Origin of the sequence: Marinomonas aquiplantarum, from assembly GCF_003314975.1 — a bacterium.
GTDB classification, from domain to species: domain Bacteria; phylum Pseudomonadota; class Gammaproteobacteria; order Pseudomonadales; family Marinomonadaceae; genus Marinomonas; species Marinomonas aquiplantarum.
Genome location: NZ_QNRF01000002.1, coordinates 13301 through 33079, shown reverse-complemented (window position 1 = coordinate 33079; position 19779 = coordinate 13301). Strand labels below are relative to the sequence as shown.

The following is a 19779-nucleotide window of genomic DNA, read 5'->3' as shown; positions in this document are numbered from 1 at the left end:
AGAAGACAAGGACTGATTCCTACTTCTTTAATTTTATAAATATTGAAATAAAACCAGAGAATCTGGTGACCAGCAGGCGGCATTGGTGTAATTTGTTTATTGCTGCCTTCAACAATTGAAGGCGGCAAAGACAAGGAATACCAACAACATATAAAGGTATTTGGAGAGAATAGAAGCACATGTCTGAGCAGCCTGTTAACGAAGTTGAAAAAAAGGACGTTCCTACCGCACCGCCGATGGAACTGGATGCAGAGTTGGTTCTTGAGCCAATTCCAGAGCAACCACAAGACCCGACCAAGATGGCCATTGAGGAACGTTTACCAGAAGAAATTGATCTGGGCGATCCTGAACTGTATTTCAACCGAGAGTTAAGTCACCTACAATTCAATGCCCGTGTGCTTGAACAGGCCATGGATGAAAACCACCCGATTCTCAATCGTTTGATGTTTTTGTGTATTTTCAGCTCCAATATGGACGAATTCTTCGAAATTCGTGTCGCCGGCTTAAAGAGCCAGCTGGAATACAGCCGCGAAAAGAATGGCCCTGATGGCATGCACCCGAAGAAGGTGCTGAATCTAATCAGTGAGCATGCCCACAAATTAGTACGTCGCCAATATCGTATACTCAACGACATCATCTTCCCTAAATTAGCCGAAGAGAATGTGCAATTTATTCGCCGTACTCTCTGGACAGATAAACAATCCAACTGGGTTCGTCGCTACTTTAGAGACAATGTACTGCCTATTATCAGCCCGATTGGTTTGGACCCAGCACACCCTTTTCCTAGGCTGGCGAACAAAACCTTTAACTTTGTGGTTGAACTAGAAGGACGAGATGCTTTTGGTCGTGAAAACGGACTGGCCATTGTTCCGGCGCCAAGTTCTTTACCACGCCTGGTGAAACTGCCCGACGATGTAAGTGAAGGCGGTGACAACATGGTCTTCCTGTCTTCGATTATTCACGCTCACGCGGATCAATTGTTTCCTGGCATGACGGTTAAAGGTTGTTACCAATTCCGACTCACTCGTAATGCCGATTTAGAAGTGGATTCCGATGACATTGGTGTGGACTTAGCCGGTGCACTTAGAACCGAATTACAAAGTCGTCATTATGGTAGCTCAGTGCGTCTTGAGATTGCAGAAAATTGCCCAGATCATATTGTCAGCTCCTTACTTAAACAATTCGATCTTGAACAACAAGATTTATATCAAATTGACGGACCAGTGAACCTAAGTCGTTTAATGGCCGTATTAGAGTTAGTCGATCGTCCTGATTTGATGTACTCCCCTTTCTCTCCTGGCTTACCTAGAAAGCTAGCGAGCGCAGGCGGACTATTTGAAGCAATTCGTCAGCGCGATTACCTATTAATGCACCCGTTCGAGAGCTTTTCGCCTGTTATCGATTTATTAAGCGAAGCGGCGAAGGACCCGAACGTGGTGGCAATTCGTCAGACCCTTTACCGTACTGGTGCTCGCTCTCCTATCGCAAACGCTTTAGTTGAAGCTGCTCGAAACGGTAAGGAAGTGACAGTCGTCATTGAGCTCCGCGCGCGCTTTGACGAAGCAGAAAACCTAGCCTTGGCCAGCCGTCTTCAAGACGCAGGTGCCATTGTGGTGTACGGTGTCGTGCGTCATAAAACTCACGCCAAAATGATTTTGATCGTGCGTCGCGAAGGCAATAACCTGACTCGATATGTGCATCTAGGCACAGGTAACTATCACGCAGGTAACGCTAGGTTGTACACAGATTACAGCTTCATGACCTGTAACAAGGAAATCGGGGATGACGTGCATCGGGTTTTCCAGCAACTGACTGGAATGAGTAAAGAGCTGAAGGTGAAAAAGCTTCTACATGCTCCTTTCACACTCCGTAATCGTCTTTTGGAAATGATCGACCGCGAAGCAAAAAATGCGCAAAACGGTGATCCATCTCGCATCATTATCAAGGTTAACTCTTTGACCGAGCAGAAACTTGTACAGGCCTTGTACAAGGCGTCACAGGCGGGTGTTAAGATTGATTTGATTGTACGTGGTATTTGCACTCTTCGCCCTGGCATTAAGGGCATTTCATCAAATATCCGAGTGCGCAGTATTATCGGCCGCTTTTTAGAACATACTCGTGTTTATTACTTCTATAACAATCGCAATCCTGAAGTGTATTTGTCCAGTGCCGATGGCATGGATCGAAACCTCAATAACCGAATTGAAGTCGCTTTCCCATTACAGGATTACAAACAAGTACGTCGTGTGAAAAAAGAGCTGGAATATTACTTAACAGACAATACACAAAGCTGGATTCTGCAAAGTGACGGTTCATACCAATTGTCTAAGCCAAGAAAAGGTGAATATCGCAGTGCGCAACGAGCACTATTGAGTGAACTCGCTGATAGCACACGACAAAGCTAGCTTTTTTTAAGGTCTACCAAAACAAAAAAACCAGTTCATGAAGTGAACTGGTTTTTTTTCGTCTTACTAATAGCTGGCTTAAGCGAGATTTTCTGGTCCGAACGAAAAAGGCAATAACTCATTCATCGTCAAAGACTTACGAACCCCTTCTGGTCCACAAATGTGAATAATGGTGTCCTCAGAAGAAAATTCGCGAATACGCTGACGGCAGCCACCGCAAGGTGTCACTAAGGCTTCGCCTTCACCCATCACATAGATTTCTTTAATCTGTGTCTGACCATCACGAACCATGGCGGCAATAGCACCAGCTTCCGCACAGGTGCCTTCTGGATAGGAAGCATTCTCCACATTACAGCCAGAATAAAGCTCACCAGATGCCGTCAGAATCGCCGCACCCACAGTAAAATGGGAGTACGGCACATAAGCTTGACTCATCGCGGCTTTAGCAAGATCAAACAACTGCTCGCTTTGCTTTACATCAGACATATTAAGCTCGCTCTTTCACATAGGGTCGACCAATCGCTTTTGGCCCCACTGCTTTACCGATAAAACCAGCAAGAAGCAGTACAGTTAAGACATAAGGCAAGACCTCAATAGCCTGAACCGGCACTTCACCAATACCAGGTAACACCACACCCTGCATGCGAACTGCAACGGCATCTAGGAAACCAAATAGCAAACAAGCAAATAACACTGGGACAGGACGCCATTTACCAAAGATCAAGGCAGCCAGTGCCATATAACCCTTACCAGCACTCATGTCTTTTAGGAAGCCGGCATTATGCGCCGTTGACAGGTAAGCCCCTGCCAAACCACACAAAATACCACACACAATTAAGGCTCGGTAGCGAATGAAGGCAACCGAAATACCGGCCGTATCAACTGCATGTGGATTTTCACCCACAGCACGTAAACGCAAACCAAAACGGGTTTTATACACCACCCAAAATGTCATCGGCACCATGGCAAAAGCTAAATACACCAAAATATTATGGCCACTTAACAATTCGGAATAGATCAAACCAATCACAGGCACATCCGCTAAAGCGTCTGCAAATGGCAAGGTAATGGATAGGAAACGGGCATCACCTGATAAAGTAGGTGTTTGTCCACCCATACCAAACCAGTCCATAGACAAGGTAACCGTCAAACCCGCGACGATCGTATTGATGGCGACACCAGAGACAATGTGATCACCACGGTGCGTTATACACGCAAAACCGTGGATCATTGCCAGCGAAATGGACGCCATGATACCAAAACATAAACCAATCCAAGCAGAGCCAAAAATAGCCGCGCCTGCTGCAGCCGCAAAAGCACTGCCCAAAATTTTACCTTCCAGACCTATATCTACGATGCCCGCACGTTCTGAATACAGACCAGCCAAAGCAGCAAAGATCAGTGGTGTCGACACTCGCATGGTCGCGTCTAACATAAGTATTAATGTTTCAAACATAATGGTTCCCCTACGCTACCGCTCTGCGAATAAAAAAGCCTTCGATACGATCTTTAAACATGTGTTCAAGTGCACCAGAGAAGAGAATCACCAAACCTTGGATCACAACAACGATCTCAGGTGTGATGGTCGGGATTTCAAATGCTAACTCAGCACCACCTTGGTATAAGGCACCAAATAGAATGGCCGCTAGCACAATACCAATAGGATGGTTACGCCCCATCAAGGAAACCGCAATACCAGCAAAACCATAACCGGCGGTGAAGTTCAGCAACAGGTTGTGGTTTACACCCATGATTTCATTGATACCAACAAACCCTGCTAGGCCACCGGAAATCAACATCGCCCAGATAGTCACCTTGGCGGTATCGATGCCTGCGTAACGTGCTGCCGTTGGGTTAGTGCCCAAGGTACGCAACTGATAACCCCAGCGAGTGTGCCAGATCAATCCCCAGACAAACACACAACAAATCAGGGCGATAATAAAGGCCAAGTTCAATGGCGAATCACCAATATCAATCCCCAGAGGCGACAAAAGTTCATGTAAGTAAGGTAACCAAGCGTTTTCTTCAAACGTTCGGCTATTAGGCGCCATGCGGCCGTCTTCTTTTAGCCAGTTTACGATTAGGTAAACCATTAAAGAAGAAGCAATAAAGTTAAACATGATGGTGGTGATCACGATGTGGCTACCACGACGCGCTTGCAAATAAGCCGGAATGTAAGCCCATGCGGCACCAAATACTGCAGCACCAATAATTGCCAATGGCGCAATGATATAAAGCGGCATTGTGTGATCGAGAGCCAGACACACTAACCCGACCCCTAGGCCACCAATATACGCCTGACCTTCACCACCGATATTGAACAAGCCACCTTTAAAGGCAACAGAAACCGCCAATCCGGTAAAAATAAGGTTGGTCGCATAATACAGCGTATAACCAATCCCTTCGTCATAACCGAAAGCACCGTAGACCAAATAGCCAGCCGCCTCAATCGGGTTCTCACCAATCGCTAGAATCACCAAACCAGAGACAATAAAGGCCAATAAAATATTCAAAAAAGGAATCAGCGCAATGTTTACCCAAGCTGGCACTTTTGCTTCACTCATGCTGATACTCCTTGCTCTTCTTTGTTGTAGGCATTTGCCATCATCAGACCAAGGGTTCGTTCATCCGCGTCTTTAGCGTCAAGTTCGCCAACGACTGCACCATCAAACATCACTATGATGCGATCACTCAGTGCCATAATTTCATCCAATTCTACTGACACAAGCAAAATAGCTTTGCCTGAGTCTCTCAATTTAACAATTTGTTCGTGTATATTTTCAATCGCACCGATATCAACGCCTCGAGTCGGTTGACCGATCAACAACACATCTGGATTTTGCTCCACTTCACGAGCAATAACGATTTTTTGCTGATTACCACCAGAGAAGTTCGCGGTTTTTAAGTGCGGATTCGGTGGACGTACATCCCAATCCGCCATACGCACCTTACACTCCTCTAACATGGCTTTATGATCCATTAGGATCTTACCGTTATAGGAAGCAGAGTTATGGTAACCAAGGACCGCAGCTTCATAAGCCTCAAAGCCTGTAACAAGCCCCATCTTATGACGATCTTCCGGTACATGGGCCATTTTTAAATCACGCATTTGCGCCGCATCTTTTGGTGCTTTAGCCGTAATGGTTTGACCCGCGAACTGAATTTCGCCTTCGCTCATCGGCGTGATACCTGATAAGACGTTGAGTAACTCACTCTGACCATTACCAGACACACCTGCGATACCTAGAATTTCACCCGCACGCAATTCCAAGCTGACTTCTTTCAGGCGTTTCACACCTTGGCTGTCAAATTGCGTTAAATTCTTCGCTGAAAGGAAAACGTCACTCGGTTGAGCTTCGTCTTTATTCACGGTTAAACGAACTTTCTTACCGACCATTAACTCAGCCAACTCTTGCGTATTGGTATGCTGAGTTTCACGGTGTGCAACCATTTCACCTTGACGCATAACAGAAACGTTATCCGTTGAGGCCATGATTTCACGAAGTTTGTGGGTAATTAACAGTACCGTCACCCCCTGCTCTTTAAGGGATTTCAAAATACGGAATAGATGGTCTGCTTCTTGCGGTGTTAATACCCCAGTTGGCTCGTCCAATATCAAGATGCGAGCACCGCGATACAAGGCTTTTAAGATTTCCACTCGTTGCTGCAAACCAACCGGAAGTTCTTCAACGATTGCGTCTACATCAATGTCTAAGCTGTACTCTTTCGCTAGGCGTTGAAGCTCCACCCTAGCAGCAGTCAAACCACCTTTTAGTAGAGCACCGCCCTCTGCACCTAAGACAACATTCTCAAGTACACTAAAATTTTCCACCAACATGAAGTGCTGATGCACCATGCCAATGCCAGCATCAATCGCGTCTTGTGAACTACGAATATCAACTCGTTTGCCGTCTACTTCGATGAACCCGGTATCGGCTTCATAAAAACCATAAATGATACTCATCAAAGTGGATTTACCCGCACCGTTTTCACCAATAATGCCGTGAATGGTACCAGCCGGAACTTGTAAGCAAATGTCTTTGTTGGCCTGAACGGCACCAAAGCGTTTGCTGATATCTCGCAATTCTATTGCGAATGGCACTGTATTATTCGTCATATCAAAAAGTTATTCGTCTGCTTAAATGGAACGCTTAGAGTCTACCTCTAAAGCGAAAACACCTTAGGGTGTTTTGTATTACAAGTCTCTCTTAAGTTAAAAAAGCACATACTTATCAAAACATGGATAAGGTTGGCTTTTCTCATTTCTATTCAACAGCGTCCAGCATTATGAATGAAATACTTTACACAAAAAAAACAGTTGCCCGCAGCAGCGGGCAACTGTCTTCATCATAACTTAGTAGTTACAAGTGTTGTCTGACATGTAGTCATGAACCTGGATATCACCAGCGATGATTTTACCGCGAATATCTTGGATGTTAGATTTCATGTCAGCCGTGATTAAGCTTGCGTTGTTGTCATCAAGCGCCCAGTCAACACCGCCTTCAGCCAAACCTAGAACCACAACACCTGGCTTCCAAGAACCATCTGCAGCGCTCTTGTAAGTGTTGTATGCGGCTAAATCAACACGCTTAACCATAGACGTCAGCATAGTACCTGCTTGCAAATGGTTTTGGTTAGAGTCAACACCGATTGCCAATTTACCTTCGTCTTTTGCTGCTTGGTAAACACCGATACCGGTTCCACCAGCCGCTGCGAAGACAACGTCAGCACCTTTAGAGAACTGGCTCTTAGCAAGCTCAGAACCTTTGGTCGGATCGTTAAAGGCTGCGCCCGTTGAACCCGTCATGTTCTGTAACACTGTTGCGCCAGAGGTTACGTATTTCACGCCTTGCTCGTAGCCACAACCAAATTTACGGATAAGAGGAATATCCATACCACCAACGAAACCGACTGCATCAGTTTTAGAAGCCATGGCCGCTAGCGCACCGACAAGGAAAGAACCTTCGTGCTCTTTGAAAACGATAGACTGAACATTTGGTAGATCAATCACACTATCGATGATGCTGAAATGAATTTCTGGGAAGTCTTTCGCGACTTTCTCAACGGCAGAAGACATGTTGAAACCAACAGCAACAATAGGAGAGTAACCACGTTTTGCTAAACGACGAAGACCCTGTTCTACCTGAGCTTCGTTCTTTGGCTCAAATTCACGAACTTGTATACCGGTTTCAGACGTGTACTTTTTCACGCCATTGTATACGCCTTCGTTAAAAGACTTATCGAATTTACCCGCTTGGTCGTATACCACAGCTGGATCAGCTGCTTGAGCCATGCTTGCAGAGATGGCCAACGCCGTTACTGACGCAATAAAGACACCTTTCATTCCTATTCCTCTTTTTATGTAATTAATCTAGGCAATACAACCTTGCCTAACTGGTCAAAAATAAACCTATTCAAACAATACCGCAACGAAATATGCACATTTTAATCAAGGTTTTTGCGCAAACATCGAGTGGCACCCGAAAAACTTCCATTTGATTGACTAAATCAAGCTAATTTACAGCAATTCTTGTGCCTAAATTGAACAAGAGGTCAAGTTTGGCATTTTACACAATACACAGTACTGCGTTGCGCCTGACGAACTTCCGTTAAAGCCTGTTGGCATTGGGTACATGGCAAACCTGCTCGGCCGTACACCGCCAGTTCCTGTTTGAAATACCCAGGCTTACCATCACCACCAACAAAATCTTTCAATGTAGTGCCACCTTGCTTAATGGCATTGGCAAGCACTATTTTAATGCACTCAAGTAATTTACGCATTCTAACTTTAGAAATATTTCCAGCCATACGCGTTGGACGAATCCCGGCCATAAACAAAGCTTCATTCGCATAAATATTACCAACACCCACCACTACTTTGCTGTCCATTACAAAGGTTTTAATGGGTACTTTACGGCCTTTGGCTTTGGCATAGAAGTAATCCACATCAAATTCATCCGACAGAGGTTCAGGGCCTAGGTGACTTAACAAATCATGCTCTAGCCAGTCATCAGTGGTCCACAAAATAGCACCGAAACGACGCGGATCTGTATAACGCAACCATTGATCCGTATCAGCGATTTGAAAATCCACATGATCATGAAACAAAGGTGGCGTATTCGCTGGCACAAAGTACAAACTGCCCGACATGCCTAAGTGGATAATCATAGTACCTTTTGCCGTATGAACACCTATGTATTTACCACGACGAGATACCTTTACCACTTCCTGCTCTAAAATATCTTGGCTTAATTCAGGAGTAATCAACCAACGTAATTGTGGCTGGCGAATGTCTACTTTTGCGATTTTTTGCCCCACCAAGTGTGGCTCAATACCGCGCATCGTGGTTTCCACTTCAGGTAATTCAGGCATCACAAACCTCAATAACAAGACCGATAAAATACTGACCGAATGAACAAAGTATATCTACTAGATACAAAAAAACCGACTCATTGAGTCGGTCTTCTTTTGCAAGAAACAAAAATTATTTAATTTTCGCTTCTTTGTACATAACGTGCTTACGTACAACAGGATCAAACTTTTTCATTTCAAGTTTGTCTGGAGTATTTCGCTTGTTCTTGTCAGTTGTGTAAAAATGACCAGTACCAGCAGAAGATACCATGCGAATTAGATCGCGAGCGCCTTTAGAAGCCATGATTCAGTTCCTTATACTTTTTCGCCGTTAGCACGCATGTCAGCAAGAACTGCATCGATGCCTTTTTTATCGATAATACGCATACCTTTAGAAGACACACGGATACGAACATAACGGTTTTCGCTGTCAACCCAAAAACGGTGCCAGTGAAGGTTAGGAAGAAAACGGCGCTTAGTGCGACGCTTTGAGTGAGAAACGTTGTTACCTGTAACAGGACGCTTCCCAGTAACTTGACATACGCGAGACATATTAAATACCTTTTGCTATCCAGAAATTGTTGGAAGTGTGCTTCACTTCCTCAGGCGGAGCATGAATCCGGATGATCCAAAAAAATCCCGTACCGAGGAATAGCGGCGCGAATTCTCTCACAGCACTGAGCTTCAATCAAATCATTTATCAAAAAATGATCAATTTAGTTTTAACAAGCCGATTCTAAGGCTCATTGAAGCAAGTAACCTCATACTAAACCTCGCTCAGCTAAAGACACAGGCGAACCATCGCCCACTACAAAATGGTCCAATAAACGCACATCAATTAACTCTAACGCCGATTTAATTCGGCTCGTAATACTGATGTCTGCTTGGCTGGGTTCGGCGACACCGCTAGGGTGATTGTGGGCAATGATGACGGCGGCCGCATTATGTTGCAGTGCAGCTTTCACCACTTCTCTGGGGTAAACCGCAGCCGCGTCTATGGTGCCAAGGAAAAGTGCTTGATAACGAATCAGACGGTGCTGTGAATCTAGAAACAACACGGCAAACACTTCTCTTTGTTCATGACGTAACTGTGAGGACAAATAAGTACGAACCTGCTCCGCGCTGGAAAACACCGCTTCGCGCATGAGTTGCTCTTGTAAATGACGTTTTGACATTTCAAGCACGGCTTGCAACTGAGTGTATTTCGCGTCCCCCAACCCAAAGCCTTGGCAAAATTCTTCTCGACTAGCAGACAGCAAAGCGCGTAGACCGCCGAAATGATGTAACAATTGCCTTGCCATTTCCACGGCACTTAAACCATGAGACCCCGTACGCAAAAAAATCGCTAGCAACTCGGAATCTGAAAGCGACGCTGCACCTTGGTGAATAAGTTTTTCACGAGGCCGTTCCTGCTCTGGCCAGTGTTTAATACTCATGATCTACTCCTTGATCCATGATAATCTTGTTGTATTCGGCTTCCTGCCTACAAAACTAACCATATAGATCACTGAACGACTTGAGAAGTTTTTTATGTCAAACCTAGCAGCAAAACGCATCTTATTAGGTATTACTGGCGGCATTGCCGCGTATAAAAGCATTGAATTAATTCGTTTGCTGACGAAAGCTGGCGCCGACGTTCAAGTGGTATTAACAGACGGTGCCAAAGCCTTTGTGACGGAAATGACATTACAGGCCGTCTCAGGCAAGCCTGTCAGAAGCACGCTACTCGACCCAACAGCCGAAGCTGGTATGGGTCACATAGAGCTCGCCAAATGGGCAGACTTGATTGTCATTGCTCCCGCCTCAGCGGATTTCATGGCACGCTATGCCCAAGGCATGGCGAATGATTTATTGACCACGCTATGCTTGGCAACTGAAGCGCCGGTACTACTGGCTCCAGCAATGAACCAAGCTATGTGGCGACACCCTGCTACTCAAGCAAACGCGGACACCTTGGCTCAACGAGGCGTACTGAGCGTAGGCCCAGCCGATGGTGCGCAAGCTTGTGGCGATGTAGGCCCTGGCCGCATGACCGAACCCGCCGATATTTTCACCTATTTAAATGACAACCTGGCTGCAGAGTCAATACCACAAGACTTAAACGGACAACATTGGGTGATTACCGCAGGCCCCACTATGGAAGCCATCGATCCGGTTCGCTATATCAGCAACCACAGTTCCGGTAAAATGGGCTATGCATTGGCTCAAGCGGCACAATTACGCGGCGCTAAGGTCACCCTAATTTCTGGACCTGTGACTCTCTCCGCTCCTCAAGGCGTGACATTGGTAAAGGTAAAAAGTGCCGATGATATGTTAACGGCTTGCCAACAAGCCATGACAAAAACAGCAGATGTCTTTATCGGGGCGGCGGCGGTGGCGGATTTCAAAATGAAGTCCCAAAGCCATCAAAAAATGAAGAAGCAAACCAACAGGGATGAACTGCAACTGACCTTAGTGAAAAACCCTGACATTATTGCCACGATTGCCGAACAGAAAGGCGCAAATTGTATGGTTGGCTTTGCCGCTGAGACACAAGACGTAATCGCCTACGCGAAAGGCAAACTTGAACGCAAAGGCTTAGATATGATCATTGCCAATGACGTGTCACGCAGTGACATAGGTTTTAATCAGGACGAAAACCAAGTCACCGTGATCACACACGAGAAAACATGGTCACCAGAAAAAGCCAGCAAACAACAACTGGCCATGCAGCTGGTAGAACATATTTACCAACACACTCAATCCTCATCAGCAGATTAAGAGACTCTCATGAAACAAGCTATTCAACTAAAAATCGTTAACGATAAAATTGGTAACGAAATTCCATTACCAACCTATGCCACCGAGGGCTCAGCAGGATTGGACTTAAGAGCCTGCCTAGATAAGTCCATCGAATTGGCACCAGGTGAAACCACTTTATTACCGACTGGTCTGTCCATTTATATTCAAGACCCAAATCTGGCGGCGACTATTTTGCCGCGTTCTGGTTTAGGTCATAAACACGGTATCGTGTTAGGTAACCTAGTTGGCCTAATCGATTCAGACTACCAAGGCGAACTAATGGTGTCCTGTTGGAACCGTGGCAACACTAGTTTTGTCATCGAGCCTGGTGAACGTGTTGCACAGCTTGTATTGCTTCCAGTAGTACAAGCGGAGTTTGATATTGTGAAGGAATTTGAAGAGACCGAACGCGGTGCCGGCGGTTTCGGTCATACTGGCACAAAATAAAACCCACTCCAAAAGGGTGAGTAAAACTCACCCTTTTTCCCTTGCTGATCAGCCTAGCTCAACCATCTTCATCCGCCGCCTGATTTTTTACTTTCATAAGTCAGTAATTGGTAATTTTCATACATTTTTCTGTAGTTAATCCGCCAAGTTCACGTTATTATTTCAACCCTAAGTGGTTGCTTACACTCGTTACCCGCCTTGTATGTCATCGTTTTAACCTGGCGGAGTAATCTATTTAAACGCTGGATGTCTAGCTCTCTTCCAATCTACTGAACTAGATACAGGCAACCTTTTCGTTTGGCTAACAGGAGTAATTAAAACGTGGCTTTTTCTCGCGAGTCTGCTTTAGATGTTGCTAAGGTGTTGAGTGAATCTCTGCCTTATATTCAACGCTTTGCTGGTAAAACATTGGTCATTAAATACGGCGGCAACGCTATGACGGATGAAACACTACAAGCCGGATTTGCTCGAGACATCGTTTTAATGAAAGCCATCGGCATCAACCCAATTGTGGTGCACGGCGGTGGTCCACAAATTGGTGATATGCTGGCAAAACTAAACATTGAATCAAAATTCATCAATGGCATGCGCGTTACCGATACCGCGACAATGGACGTCGTGGAGATGATTCTTGGCGGCCAAGTTAACAAAGAAATCGTTAACCTAATTTGTGAAGCCGGTGGTAAAGCCATTGGTATCACAGGTAAAGACAGCCGTTTCATCAAAGCAAAAAAACTTTTTGTGAAACAACAAGTCGAAGGCGCAAGCGCGCCAGAACAAGTAGACATCGGTCATGTTGGTGAAGTCGCCAGTGTTGATACCAAATTCCTTAAGCTGTTTGAAAGCAGTGATTTGATCCCTGTCATTGCGCCTATTGGCGTAGATGAAGAAGGTCATGCCTACAACATCAACGCGGATTTAGTCGCCGGCAAGGTCGCAGAAGCTGTCGGAGCTGAAAAACTGATGTTGCTGACAAATATTTCTGGTGTTCAGGACAAGCAAGGCAATGTGTTAACTGGGTTAAGTACAGCACAAGTTGATGCTCTGATTGCTGACGGCACCATCTATGGTGGCATGCTACCAAAGATCAGTTGTGCGTTATCGGCGGTGAATTCTGGTGTGACAAGTGCACACATTATTGATGGTCGAGTACCACATGCTACGCTATTGGAAATCTTTACCGACACAGGTGTGGGTACATTGATCTCGAATACCAAAGCAAGCGTTTAGTCAGGCTCACATCATTAACAAAATGTCGACAATAGGTTATTACTGGGTACGAGACCATGAGCAATAAAAAAATCGATCGCCGCACTCAAATCTTGCAAGCATTAGCACAAATGCTAGAAAGCAGCCCAGGTGCTCGCATCACAACGGCTGCACTTGCCAAGCAAGTCGGTGTTTCAGAAGCTGCGCTATATCGCCACTTTCCAAGTAAGGCGAAGATGTTTGAAGGCTTGATCGAATTTATTGAAGAATCTCTTTTTTCTCGTATCAACCGTATTATTCAAGAAGAAAGTGACGTAGTGTCTCGTATTGAAATGATGATGACCTTGATTCTCGGATTTGCTCAGCAGAACCCAGGCATGTGTCGATTGCTCACAGCAGACGCTTTGTCTGGTGAGACGGAACGCCTCAGAGTGCGTATTGCACAATTGTTTGATCGCATCGAAACACAGCTGAAGCAGGTGATTCGCGAAGCCGACTTGAAGCAAGGCTTACGATCTAAAATGGGGGTCGCACCAACGGCAGATTTTTTATTGGCCGTGATTGAAGGCAAAGTGCGTCATTACGTACGCAGTGAGTTCAAAACTAAGCCTATGGAAGCTTGGCAAGAGCAATGGCCTATCTTGGCACAAAACTTGATGCAGAATCGCTAAGACTCAGCCACGCTGAGCCTTAGCACTATAGTTAGATTCCGTACTGGTCTCGGTAAGCTTTTACCGCGTCCAAATGCTGGGCAAACTCTGGAGAGTCCTGCTCAGCCAAATAAGTCATGATGTCGTTGAGCGACACGATGCTGATAACCGGCATACCAAAGTCTCGTTCAACTTCTTGAATGGCAGATAATTCGCCTTGGCCTCGTTCTTGACGATCCAATGCGATAAGAACACCAGCAGGCGACGCGTTCGCTTGTTGGATAATGGCCATGACTTCACGGATGGCGGTTCCTGCGGTAATCACGTCATCAATGATCATGACGCGACCAGCAAGAGCAGCGCCAACTAGAGAGCCGCCTTCACCGTGAGTTTTTGCTTCTTTGCGGTTGAATACGTATGGTGTATCTAGATTATGATGATCATACAAGGCAACGGCTGTGGTCGTAGCCAATGGAATGCCCTTGTAAGCAGGGCCAAAAAGAACATCAAATGGAACATTTGCTTCCATGAGAGAGGCAGCGTAAAAACGGCCTAACTTCGCTAATGCTTGGCCTGAGCTAAATAAGCCTGCATTAAAAAAGTAAGGACTTACGCGGCCTGATTTAAGTGTAAATTCGCCAAAGCGCAAAACGTTTTGCTCAATAGCGAATTCGATAAAGTCTCTTTGGTAAGGTTTCATACCGGCTCCAGAAAGATAAAAATTCACAACACAGCGTCACCAAGATGGTATAAAAAGCCATGCTAACTTAGGATAGGCGCTAATATAACACACGGCTAGGAATTGTAGGGACCAGAAATGAAGGTCATCAGCCTTAATGTAAACGGTATAAAACAAGCAGCCGATCGCGGCTTTTTTGAATGGATGGTTCGTCAGAACCCAGATGTTGTGTGTCTACAAGACATACAGGTCGATGAACGCAGCCTAAATGACAGCGTTTTCTTTCCACCTGAATACAACACATATTTCTTTGATTCGATGGAAAACCCAGATCAAGCTGGGGTTGCCATTTACTGTAAGAGCATGCCAAAAGCCATTATGACTGGCATGGGCTTTCCTGAATGTGACTTTGAAGGTCGTTTCATTCAGGCAGATTTTGATAAGGTGAGCATTGGTGCTTTTTTAACACCGCACGGATCGAATCACGAAGAAGCGCTGCAAGAACACAAATATCGCTTTATGGAAGGTTTTAAGAATCATTTGATTAAAACTCGCCGTAAGCGTCGCGAATTTATTTTCTGCGGCACAGCGAATGTGGCTCGCTCTCCGATCGACGTCAGTAGCTGGTTTGTGAATCAGCGTAACTCTGGTTTCTTACCAGAAGAGCGCAAATGGATTAATGAAATCTTTAACGAGCTGGAATACATCGATGCTTTCCGTCAAGTGAATAAGCAAGACAAGCAATACACTTGGTGGCCTGACTATGAGCGCGCTTGGAAGTTAGATGAAGGTGGTCGTTTGGATTATCAAATCGCCACACCAGGTCTGAAAAACTTAATTCAAGGCGGCACCATCTACAAAGGTCAGCGCTTTTCTGACCACGCGCCATTGATTATGGAATACAACTTAGACTAAGTGTTTAAGAGATCACAAAAAAACCGCTGAATGCATAAAGTATCCAGCGGTTTTTTTAATGGGACAGCCAACAGAAAGTCTAGTCTTCCGTTAACGGCTTATGTTTCACCTTTAGCTTCAATTGGTGAATGTCACCTGGCGCAATCACATAAGCATCAGACAAAGCATTACCGGCTTCAACACACACAAAGCGACGATAGTCCTCTTTGTCCATATCCGCTCGTTTCTTTGCTAATTTCCCGCCTGGATTCCAAAGAATCGTACTGCCACTGCCTTCCGTTTGAATTATCAAGCGGCGCTGCAAGTCTGGATCATGTATCTCGCATTCTTCTGGTGAAGAGACATATACTCGATCCATGTGGTTACAAGGCGTCACCACGCCTTGCTGCTGAAACTCACGCCCTTCATCAAACTTATCAATATAAGTAACTTGATCTAGACCATGCACTTGCGCTGTTTTGTTATCCGCTACATGGAAATAAGTATGCAGGGCTTCGCTTACCGGCATTGGCTTATCGGATAGATTGGCCGCGGTAAAGTTAATGCGAAAACCTTTGCTAGAGAAACGAAACACCTGACGCAGCTCAAAGGCATAAGGCCACATTTCTTCAATCAATGGGTGGTCTTCTGACGCCAGACGGATGACAATTTTTACATCGCCGTTTTTAAAGCGCCCTGCTTCAATAAATTCCCAACGAAAATAACGCGCCAATCCGTGCGCGGGAAAATCTTCCTGTTCTTCATTGGCACCGAACCAAGGCCAGCACACAGGCACCCCAAAATGGCGACGCCCAAAGCGACCTTCACCGCCTTTATTTTCTGATTGAAACAAGAGATCAGGCTGACCTGATGGCGTAAAGCTCACCAAGTGCCCGCCCCATAGAGCAATAACGGCGCTAAAGCCTGGTTGATCTATGATGATTTCATCACACTTTTTTAAGCTGGCTGGACGTATTTCCCCACCCAGCTCTTCCAACTCTTTCATTAGTTGGCCATTCATTTATCACCCCAGTTGCTATTTCTTATACGCACATAGTAACCCCACAAATGACGATTACAATAGTTTGTGTTTATAACGAAAATTCGAACCTCAAAATTATTACAAAAGGAATGAAAAAACGCTTAACCTGACACACCTTTTAGGCTATAAAGCACGGGAAGAATAGATGGCCATAAGGGTCATTTTAGGCTTCCTGTCTCTTCCTTATTTCCTATAGAGTTAAAAGTTTATGAACCAAATGAACGAAGCCAAAATGGTTGTTGGCAGTGATGAATGGTGTGCCTTTCCGTCACTTAATATTCCCGCCATCAAAGCCAAGGTGGATTCAGGAGCCAAAACCTCGTCATTACATGCCGTGAACATTCAAAGTTTTCCGCGCAATGGCGAGCAGTGGGTGAGCTTTGATGTCCACCCACTACAAGACAATCGCAAGACAAAAGTCCACTGCGAAGCTCAGATCATTGACCAACGCTTTATCAAGAGCTCCAACGGTGACAAAGAAAAACGTCATGTTATTCGCGTCCCTATCTCTTTGGGGGAAAAATCTTGGTCAGTGGAAGTAACTCTGACTGATCGCGACAGCATGGGATATCGCATGCTGTTGGGCCGAGAGGCCATGACAGGACGCATTTTGGTCGATCCAGAAGGTCAATGTCTACTAGGTGAACGCTCTCAAGACGTGCTTGCAGAGTTATACAAGTCACCAGATATTCGTACCGGCGGTCTAAAAATCGGGCTATTGGCTAGCAACCCGGACTTATACAGTAATCGTCGTATTATTGAAGCCGCCGAAGCTCGTGGTCATGAGATCCAGTTTTTAAACATCAAAAACTGCTATATGAAATTGGATGCAACCACACCGGAAATTCACTACCGAGGCGGTCGAGTATTGAATGATCTGGATGCCGTCATCCCACGCATTCGTCCAAGCATGACATTTTACGCTTGCACCTTACTTCGTCAGTTTGAATCCTTAGGCATTTATTGCCTGAATACTTCTATTGCTATTTCGCAATCAAGAGACAAGCTTCGTTCCCTACAACTGCTACTGGATAACGGTTTAGACATCCCCACAACAGGGTTCGCTAACTCACCATTAGACACAGGCGACTTGATCGATATGGTTGGCGGTGCACCGCTTATCATCAAACTCTTAGAAGGCACTCAAGGTAAAGGCGTGGTACTGGCTGAAACCCGCAAAGCGGCAGACAGTGTGATTAATGCGTTTAAGAGTTTAAACGCCAATATTCTAGTCCAAGAGTTTATCAAAGAAGCCAGTGGTAAAGACTTACGCTGCTTTGTTATTGATGGTCGAGTCGTGGCGTCCATTCAGCGAGTCGCCGCACCGGGAGAGTTCCGTGCCAATATCCATCAAGGTGGTCATGCTGAGCTGGTTAAAATCACGCCAGATGAAAAGCGCATCGCCATCAAGGCCGCAAAAGCGATGGACTTACGAGTAGCTGGGGTCGATATCATTCGCTCCAATAAAGGCCCATTGCTGTTAGAAGTAAACTCGTCTCCAGGTTTACAGGGCATAGAAACCGCGACGAATGAAGACATTGCAAGCCGAATGATTATGGCGATTGAGAAGCAACTGTTGCACAAGAAATAATCCTAACCAGCCAAGTTCACCAACAAGGCTAAGTTTATTGCCTGTGCCGTATCATAAAAAAAGCCACCTTAAGGTGGCTTTTTTCGTTAGGCCTTGCTTGAACCTTGACGAATGGCCTCGAAGGCCATCTTGTTAGTCGCCACATCTGTGACGTCATACACCACTAAACAGACTTGATTAATCGCCCCATTAGGGCCAGAGATAGGACGTATTGCGATATTTTGGTACATATAATCTGCAATACTAGTCAGTGGGCGATAACACTTAAATTTGAATAAATGAGGTCGCTGTTCCCAAGAAATGTAGATGGGAGTTTTCAAACCAAACACATTATCCAATTTTTGTTGCAGCCAACTTTGTTCAAGGTCAGAAAATACCGTAAATAAAGATTGCTGCTTAGCAATAGAAGAACTCACACCACTGTGATTCTCCATAAAGCTATTCCACAACTGTATTTTATATTGTCGATCTAATACCACCAGCCCCACGTCAATATGGTGTAGTAGATCAAACATCCAGTGAAAATCGGCTAAGCCATCAGACTGCATACTCATTCGTCCTCCGCCAGAAATGACAACAAGTGCTCTAATGTTGGTACAGAATCTTCTGTGAACAATAACATCAAATCACAATTGATCTGGTAGTTCTCCACTTCATAAACAATCTCGACCGCTAAGGTACGTTTCCACGACGCTTTTTTCACATTAATTAAATCCGCAATTCTGACATGCTGACCAAGCAAGGTTGGGTGGCCATGACTAAAATCAATGTTCAACTGTTTACCCACTGCGGCCATAAAAGGCCCAACAAGCACAGAAGACACATCCATTAAGAGTTCCGTTTCATGTTCACGAGAAATTGCATCCGTCATTCCCAGTAGCGTGGCCATGTCAGGAAAACTGGAATCGTTAAAAATTAACAAAGCTTCAAACGCAATGCCAGAGCCTACAAAGCCCTGTGATACGGCAGAGCAACTGTCCTCTTTCACACTGTATTCTAGTGCCATTTGCAGTTCACCCACTTCTAGAATATTGACTCTAGGCACAGGCAACTTAATGAACACATTGAGCATTTCCGCTAATACACTGGCAGCGCGCCCCATGGCAATATTAGACACTTCCTGTAGCGTTTCTTGCAGAGTAAAGCTTTCTGCTGCGGTGACCACGTCATTTGGCGTCTCACTCGCTTGAGCGTTTGGCGAGAACAGCTTTAGCGCTAACAGTAATGTGCGTATGTCTTCTGCTGCCGCGGGTTTTTTATGGAACGCGGCGGCGCCCATGGTTTTTACTCGCTCAATGGCTTTTGGCTGGACGTCACCAGACACCACAATCACCACAGGTGCATCAGCAACCTCTTGAAGCGCTTCGAGGGTTTCGTAGCCGTCTTTTACCGGCATATTCAGATCTAAGAATAAGACATCAAACGCATTCGCTGCTATTTGCTCCAGCGCATCCTGACCATTCTCAGCAAATTCAATTTCGACACTCCAGTCATTTGGCAAAACCTTTGCCAGCTGCTTCCTTGCAATTTTTGAATCATCACATATCAGTACCTTTGTACTCATGACAGTTCTCTTGTTATCTAGTATCTCTACTATGGCAGCTAAGGTGATGTTTCGAAAAACACAAAAGTGTTACGTCTCGTAATTTTTTTTATCCCACTTCAATCTGGTGTCGTTGCCTTTTTACTAATATTTATTCTCTTCCTACTAAAAAGTAGCACAAGTTGTT

At 45.2% G+C, this 19779-nt stretch carries 20 protein-coding genes and 1 pseudogene; 8 read left to right on the top strand and 13 right to left on the bottom strand.

Annotated elements, in window-relative coordinates; genetic code table 11:
* The first annotated feature begins 179 nt into the window (after positions 1-179).
* Complete coding sequence (ppk1, locus tag DFP76_RS03490) at positions 180-2405, top strand: polyphosphate kinase 1 (protein ID WP_113873290.1); 2226 nt, start codon at positions 180-182, stop codon at positions 2403-2405.
* A 78-nt stretch (positions 2406-2483) separates the two neighbouring features.
* Here the strand turns inward: ppk1 and DFP76_RS03485 are convergent, their stop codons facing one another.
* The 9 genes from DFP76_RS03485 to radC all read right to left on the bottom strand — a co-directional run bounded on the left by DFP76_RS03485 (position 2484) and on the right by radC (position 10192).
* The gene (locus DFP76_RS03485) at positions 2484-2891 is read right to left on the bottom strand and encodes a cytidine deaminase (RefSeq protein ID WP_113873289.1); all 408 of its coding nucleotides are present in this window, start codon (positions 2889-2891) and stop codon (positions 2484-2486) included.
* 1 nt (position 2892) lies between these two features.
* Positions 2893-3861: an ABC transporter permease gene (locus tag DFP76_RS03480; RefSeq protein ID WP_113873288.1), complete on the bottom strand. Its 969-nt coding sequence runs from the start codon at positions 3859-3861 to the stop codon at positions 2893-2895.
* Positions 3862-3871: 10 nt separating this feature from the next.
* On the bottom strand, positions 3872-4969 hold the full coding sequence (locus tag DFP76_RS03475) for an ABC transporter permease (protein WP_063332443.1): 1098 nt from the start codon (positions 4967-4969) through the stop codon (positions 3872-3874).
* Positions 4966-6522, bottom strand: a complete 1557-nt coding sequence (locus DFP76_RS03470) for an ABC transporter ATP-binding protein (RefSeq protein ID WP_113873287.1) — start codon at positions 6520-6522, stop codon at positions 4966-4968. The genes DFP76_RS03475 and DFP76_RS03470 overlap by 4 nt, the downstream gene beginning before the upstream one ends.
* A gap of 237 nt (positions 6523-6759) precedes the next feature.
* Positions 6760-7749, bottom strand: coding sequence for a BMP family lipoprotein (locus DFP76_RS03465; RefSeq protein WP_113873286.1), 990 nt, complete (start codon positions 7747-7749; stop codon positions 6760-6762).
* Between the two features lie 209 nt (positions 7750-7958).
* The gene (gene mutM, locus DFP76_RS03460; protein ID WP_113873285.1) at positions 7959-8777 is read right to left on the bottom strand and encodes a bifunctional DNA-formamidopyrimidine glycosylase/DNA-(apurinic or apyrimidinic site) lyase; all 819 of its coding nucleotides are present in this window, start codon (positions 8775-8777) and stop codon (positions 7959-7961) included.
* A gap of 112 nt (positions 8778-8889) precedes the next feature.
* Positions 8890-9060, bottom strand: coding sequence for a 50S ribosomal protein L33 (gene rpmG, locus DFP76_RS03455; protein WP_011978459.1), 171 nt, complete (start codon positions 9058-9060; stop codon positions 8890-8892).
* Positions 9061-9071: 11 nt separating this feature from the next.
* On the bottom strand, positions 9072-9308 hold the full coding sequence (gene rpmB, locus DFP76_RS03450) for a 50S ribosomal protein L28 (protein WP_013659714.1): 237 nt from the start codon (positions 9306-9308) through the stop codon (positions 9072-9074).
* A 209-nt stretch (positions 9309-9517) separates the two neighbouring features.
* Positions 9518-10192, bottom strand: coding sequence for a RadC family protein (gene radC / locus DFP76_RS03445; protein WP_113873284.1), 675 nt, complete (start codon positions 10190-10192; stop codon positions 9518-9520).
* A gap of 94 nt (positions 10193-10286) precedes the next feature.
* Here radC and coaBC point away from each other — a divergent pair, with 94 nt between their 5' ends.
* From coaBC to slmA, 4 genes are all read left to right on the top strand, one after another.
* Positions 10287-11516, top strand: a complete 1230-nt coding sequence (coaBC, locus tag DFP76_RS03440) for a bifunctional phosphopantothenoylcysteine decarboxylase/phosphopantothenate--cysteine ligase CoaBC (RefSeq protein ID WP_113873283.1) — start codon at positions 10287-10289, stop codon at positions 11514-11516.
* Between the two features lie 9 nt (positions 11517-11525).
* Complete coding sequence (gene dut, locus DFP76_RS03435; protein WP_113873282.1) at positions 11526-11984, top strand: dUTP diphosphatase; 459 nt, start codon at positions 11526-11528, stop codon at positions 11982-11984.
* Positions 11985-12305: 321 nt separating this feature from the next.
* On the top strand, positions 12306-13214 hold the full coding sequence (argB, locus tag DFP76_RS03430; protein WP_113873281.1) for an acetylglutamate kinase: 909 nt from the start codon (positions 12306-12308) through the stop codon (positions 13212-13214).
* Between the two features lie 56 nt (positions 13215-13270).
* Entirely contained in the window at positions 13271-13864 is a 594-nt protein-coding gene (slmA, locus tag DFP76_RS03425) for a nucleoid occlusion factor SlmA (RefSeq protein WP_113873280.1), read from the top strand.
* Between the two features lie 31 nt (positions 13865-13895).
* On the opposite strand, the gene pyrE is transcribed toward slmA, so the two are convergent.
* Positions 13896-14543: an orotate phosphoribosyltransferase gene (pyrE, locus tag DFP76_RS03420; RefSeq protein ID WP_113873279.1), complete on the bottom strand. Its 648-nt coding sequence runs from the start codon at positions 14541-14543 to the stop codon at positions 13896-13898.
* A 117-nt stretch (positions 14544-14660) separates the two neighbouring features.
* Between pyrE and DFP76_RS03415 the strand changes: the two genes are divergently transcribed.
* On the top strand, positions 14661-15437 hold the full coding sequence (locus DFP76_RS03415) for an exodeoxyribonuclease III (protein WP_063332431.1): 777 nt from the start codon (positions 14661-14663) through the stop codon (positions 15435-15437).
* A gap of 79 nt (positions 15438-15516) precedes the next feature.
* Here DFP76_RS03415 and DFP76_RS03410 read toward each other — a convergent pair whose 3' ends face one another.
* Positions 15517-16437 carry a D-hexose-6-phosphate mutarotase gene (locus DFP76_RS03410; RefSeq protein ID WP_113873278.1) on the bottom strand — a complete coding sequence of 307 codons (921 nt, stop codon included), beginning with the start codon at positions 16435-16437 and terminating at the stop codon, positions 15517-15519.
* A 229-nt stretch (positions 16438-16666) separates the two neighbouring features.
* Here DFP76_RS03410 and DFP76_RS18235 point away from each other — a divergent pair.
* Together DFP76_RS18235 and rimK are read left to right on the top strand one after the other, a co-directional pair.
* Positions 16667-17071: pseudogene (locus DFP76_RS18235) on the top strand (ATP-dependent zinc protease family protein); the annotation flags it as partial.
* Positions 17072-17146: 75 nt separating this feature from the next.
* Positions 17147-18049 (top strand): 30S ribosomal protein S6--L-glutamate ligase, encoded by a 903-nt coding sequence (gene rimK / locus DFP76_RS03405; protein WP_245931880.1) that lies wholly within the window; start codon positions 17147-17149, stop codon positions 18047-18049.
* 86 nt (positions 18050-18135) lie between these two features.
* On the opposite strand, the gene DFP76_RS03400 is transcribed toward rimK, so the two are convergent.
* Both DFP76_RS03400 and DFP76_RS03395 read right to left on the bottom strand, forming a co-directional pair.
* A complete protein-coding gene (locus DFP76_RS03400) occupies positions 18136-18603 on the bottom strand; it encodes a nitrogen regulation protein NR(II) (protein WP_113873277.1) in 468 nt (155 codons plus the stop codon).
* On the bottom strand, positions 18600-19613 hold the full coding sequence (locus DFP76_RS03395; RefSeq protein ID WP_113873276.1) for a response regulator: 1014 nt from the start codon (positions 19611-19613) through the stop codon (positions 18600-18602). Before DFP76_RS03395 ends, DFP76_RS03400 begins: the two co-directional genes overlap by 4 nt.
* Positions 19614-19779: the final 166 nt, after the last annotated feature.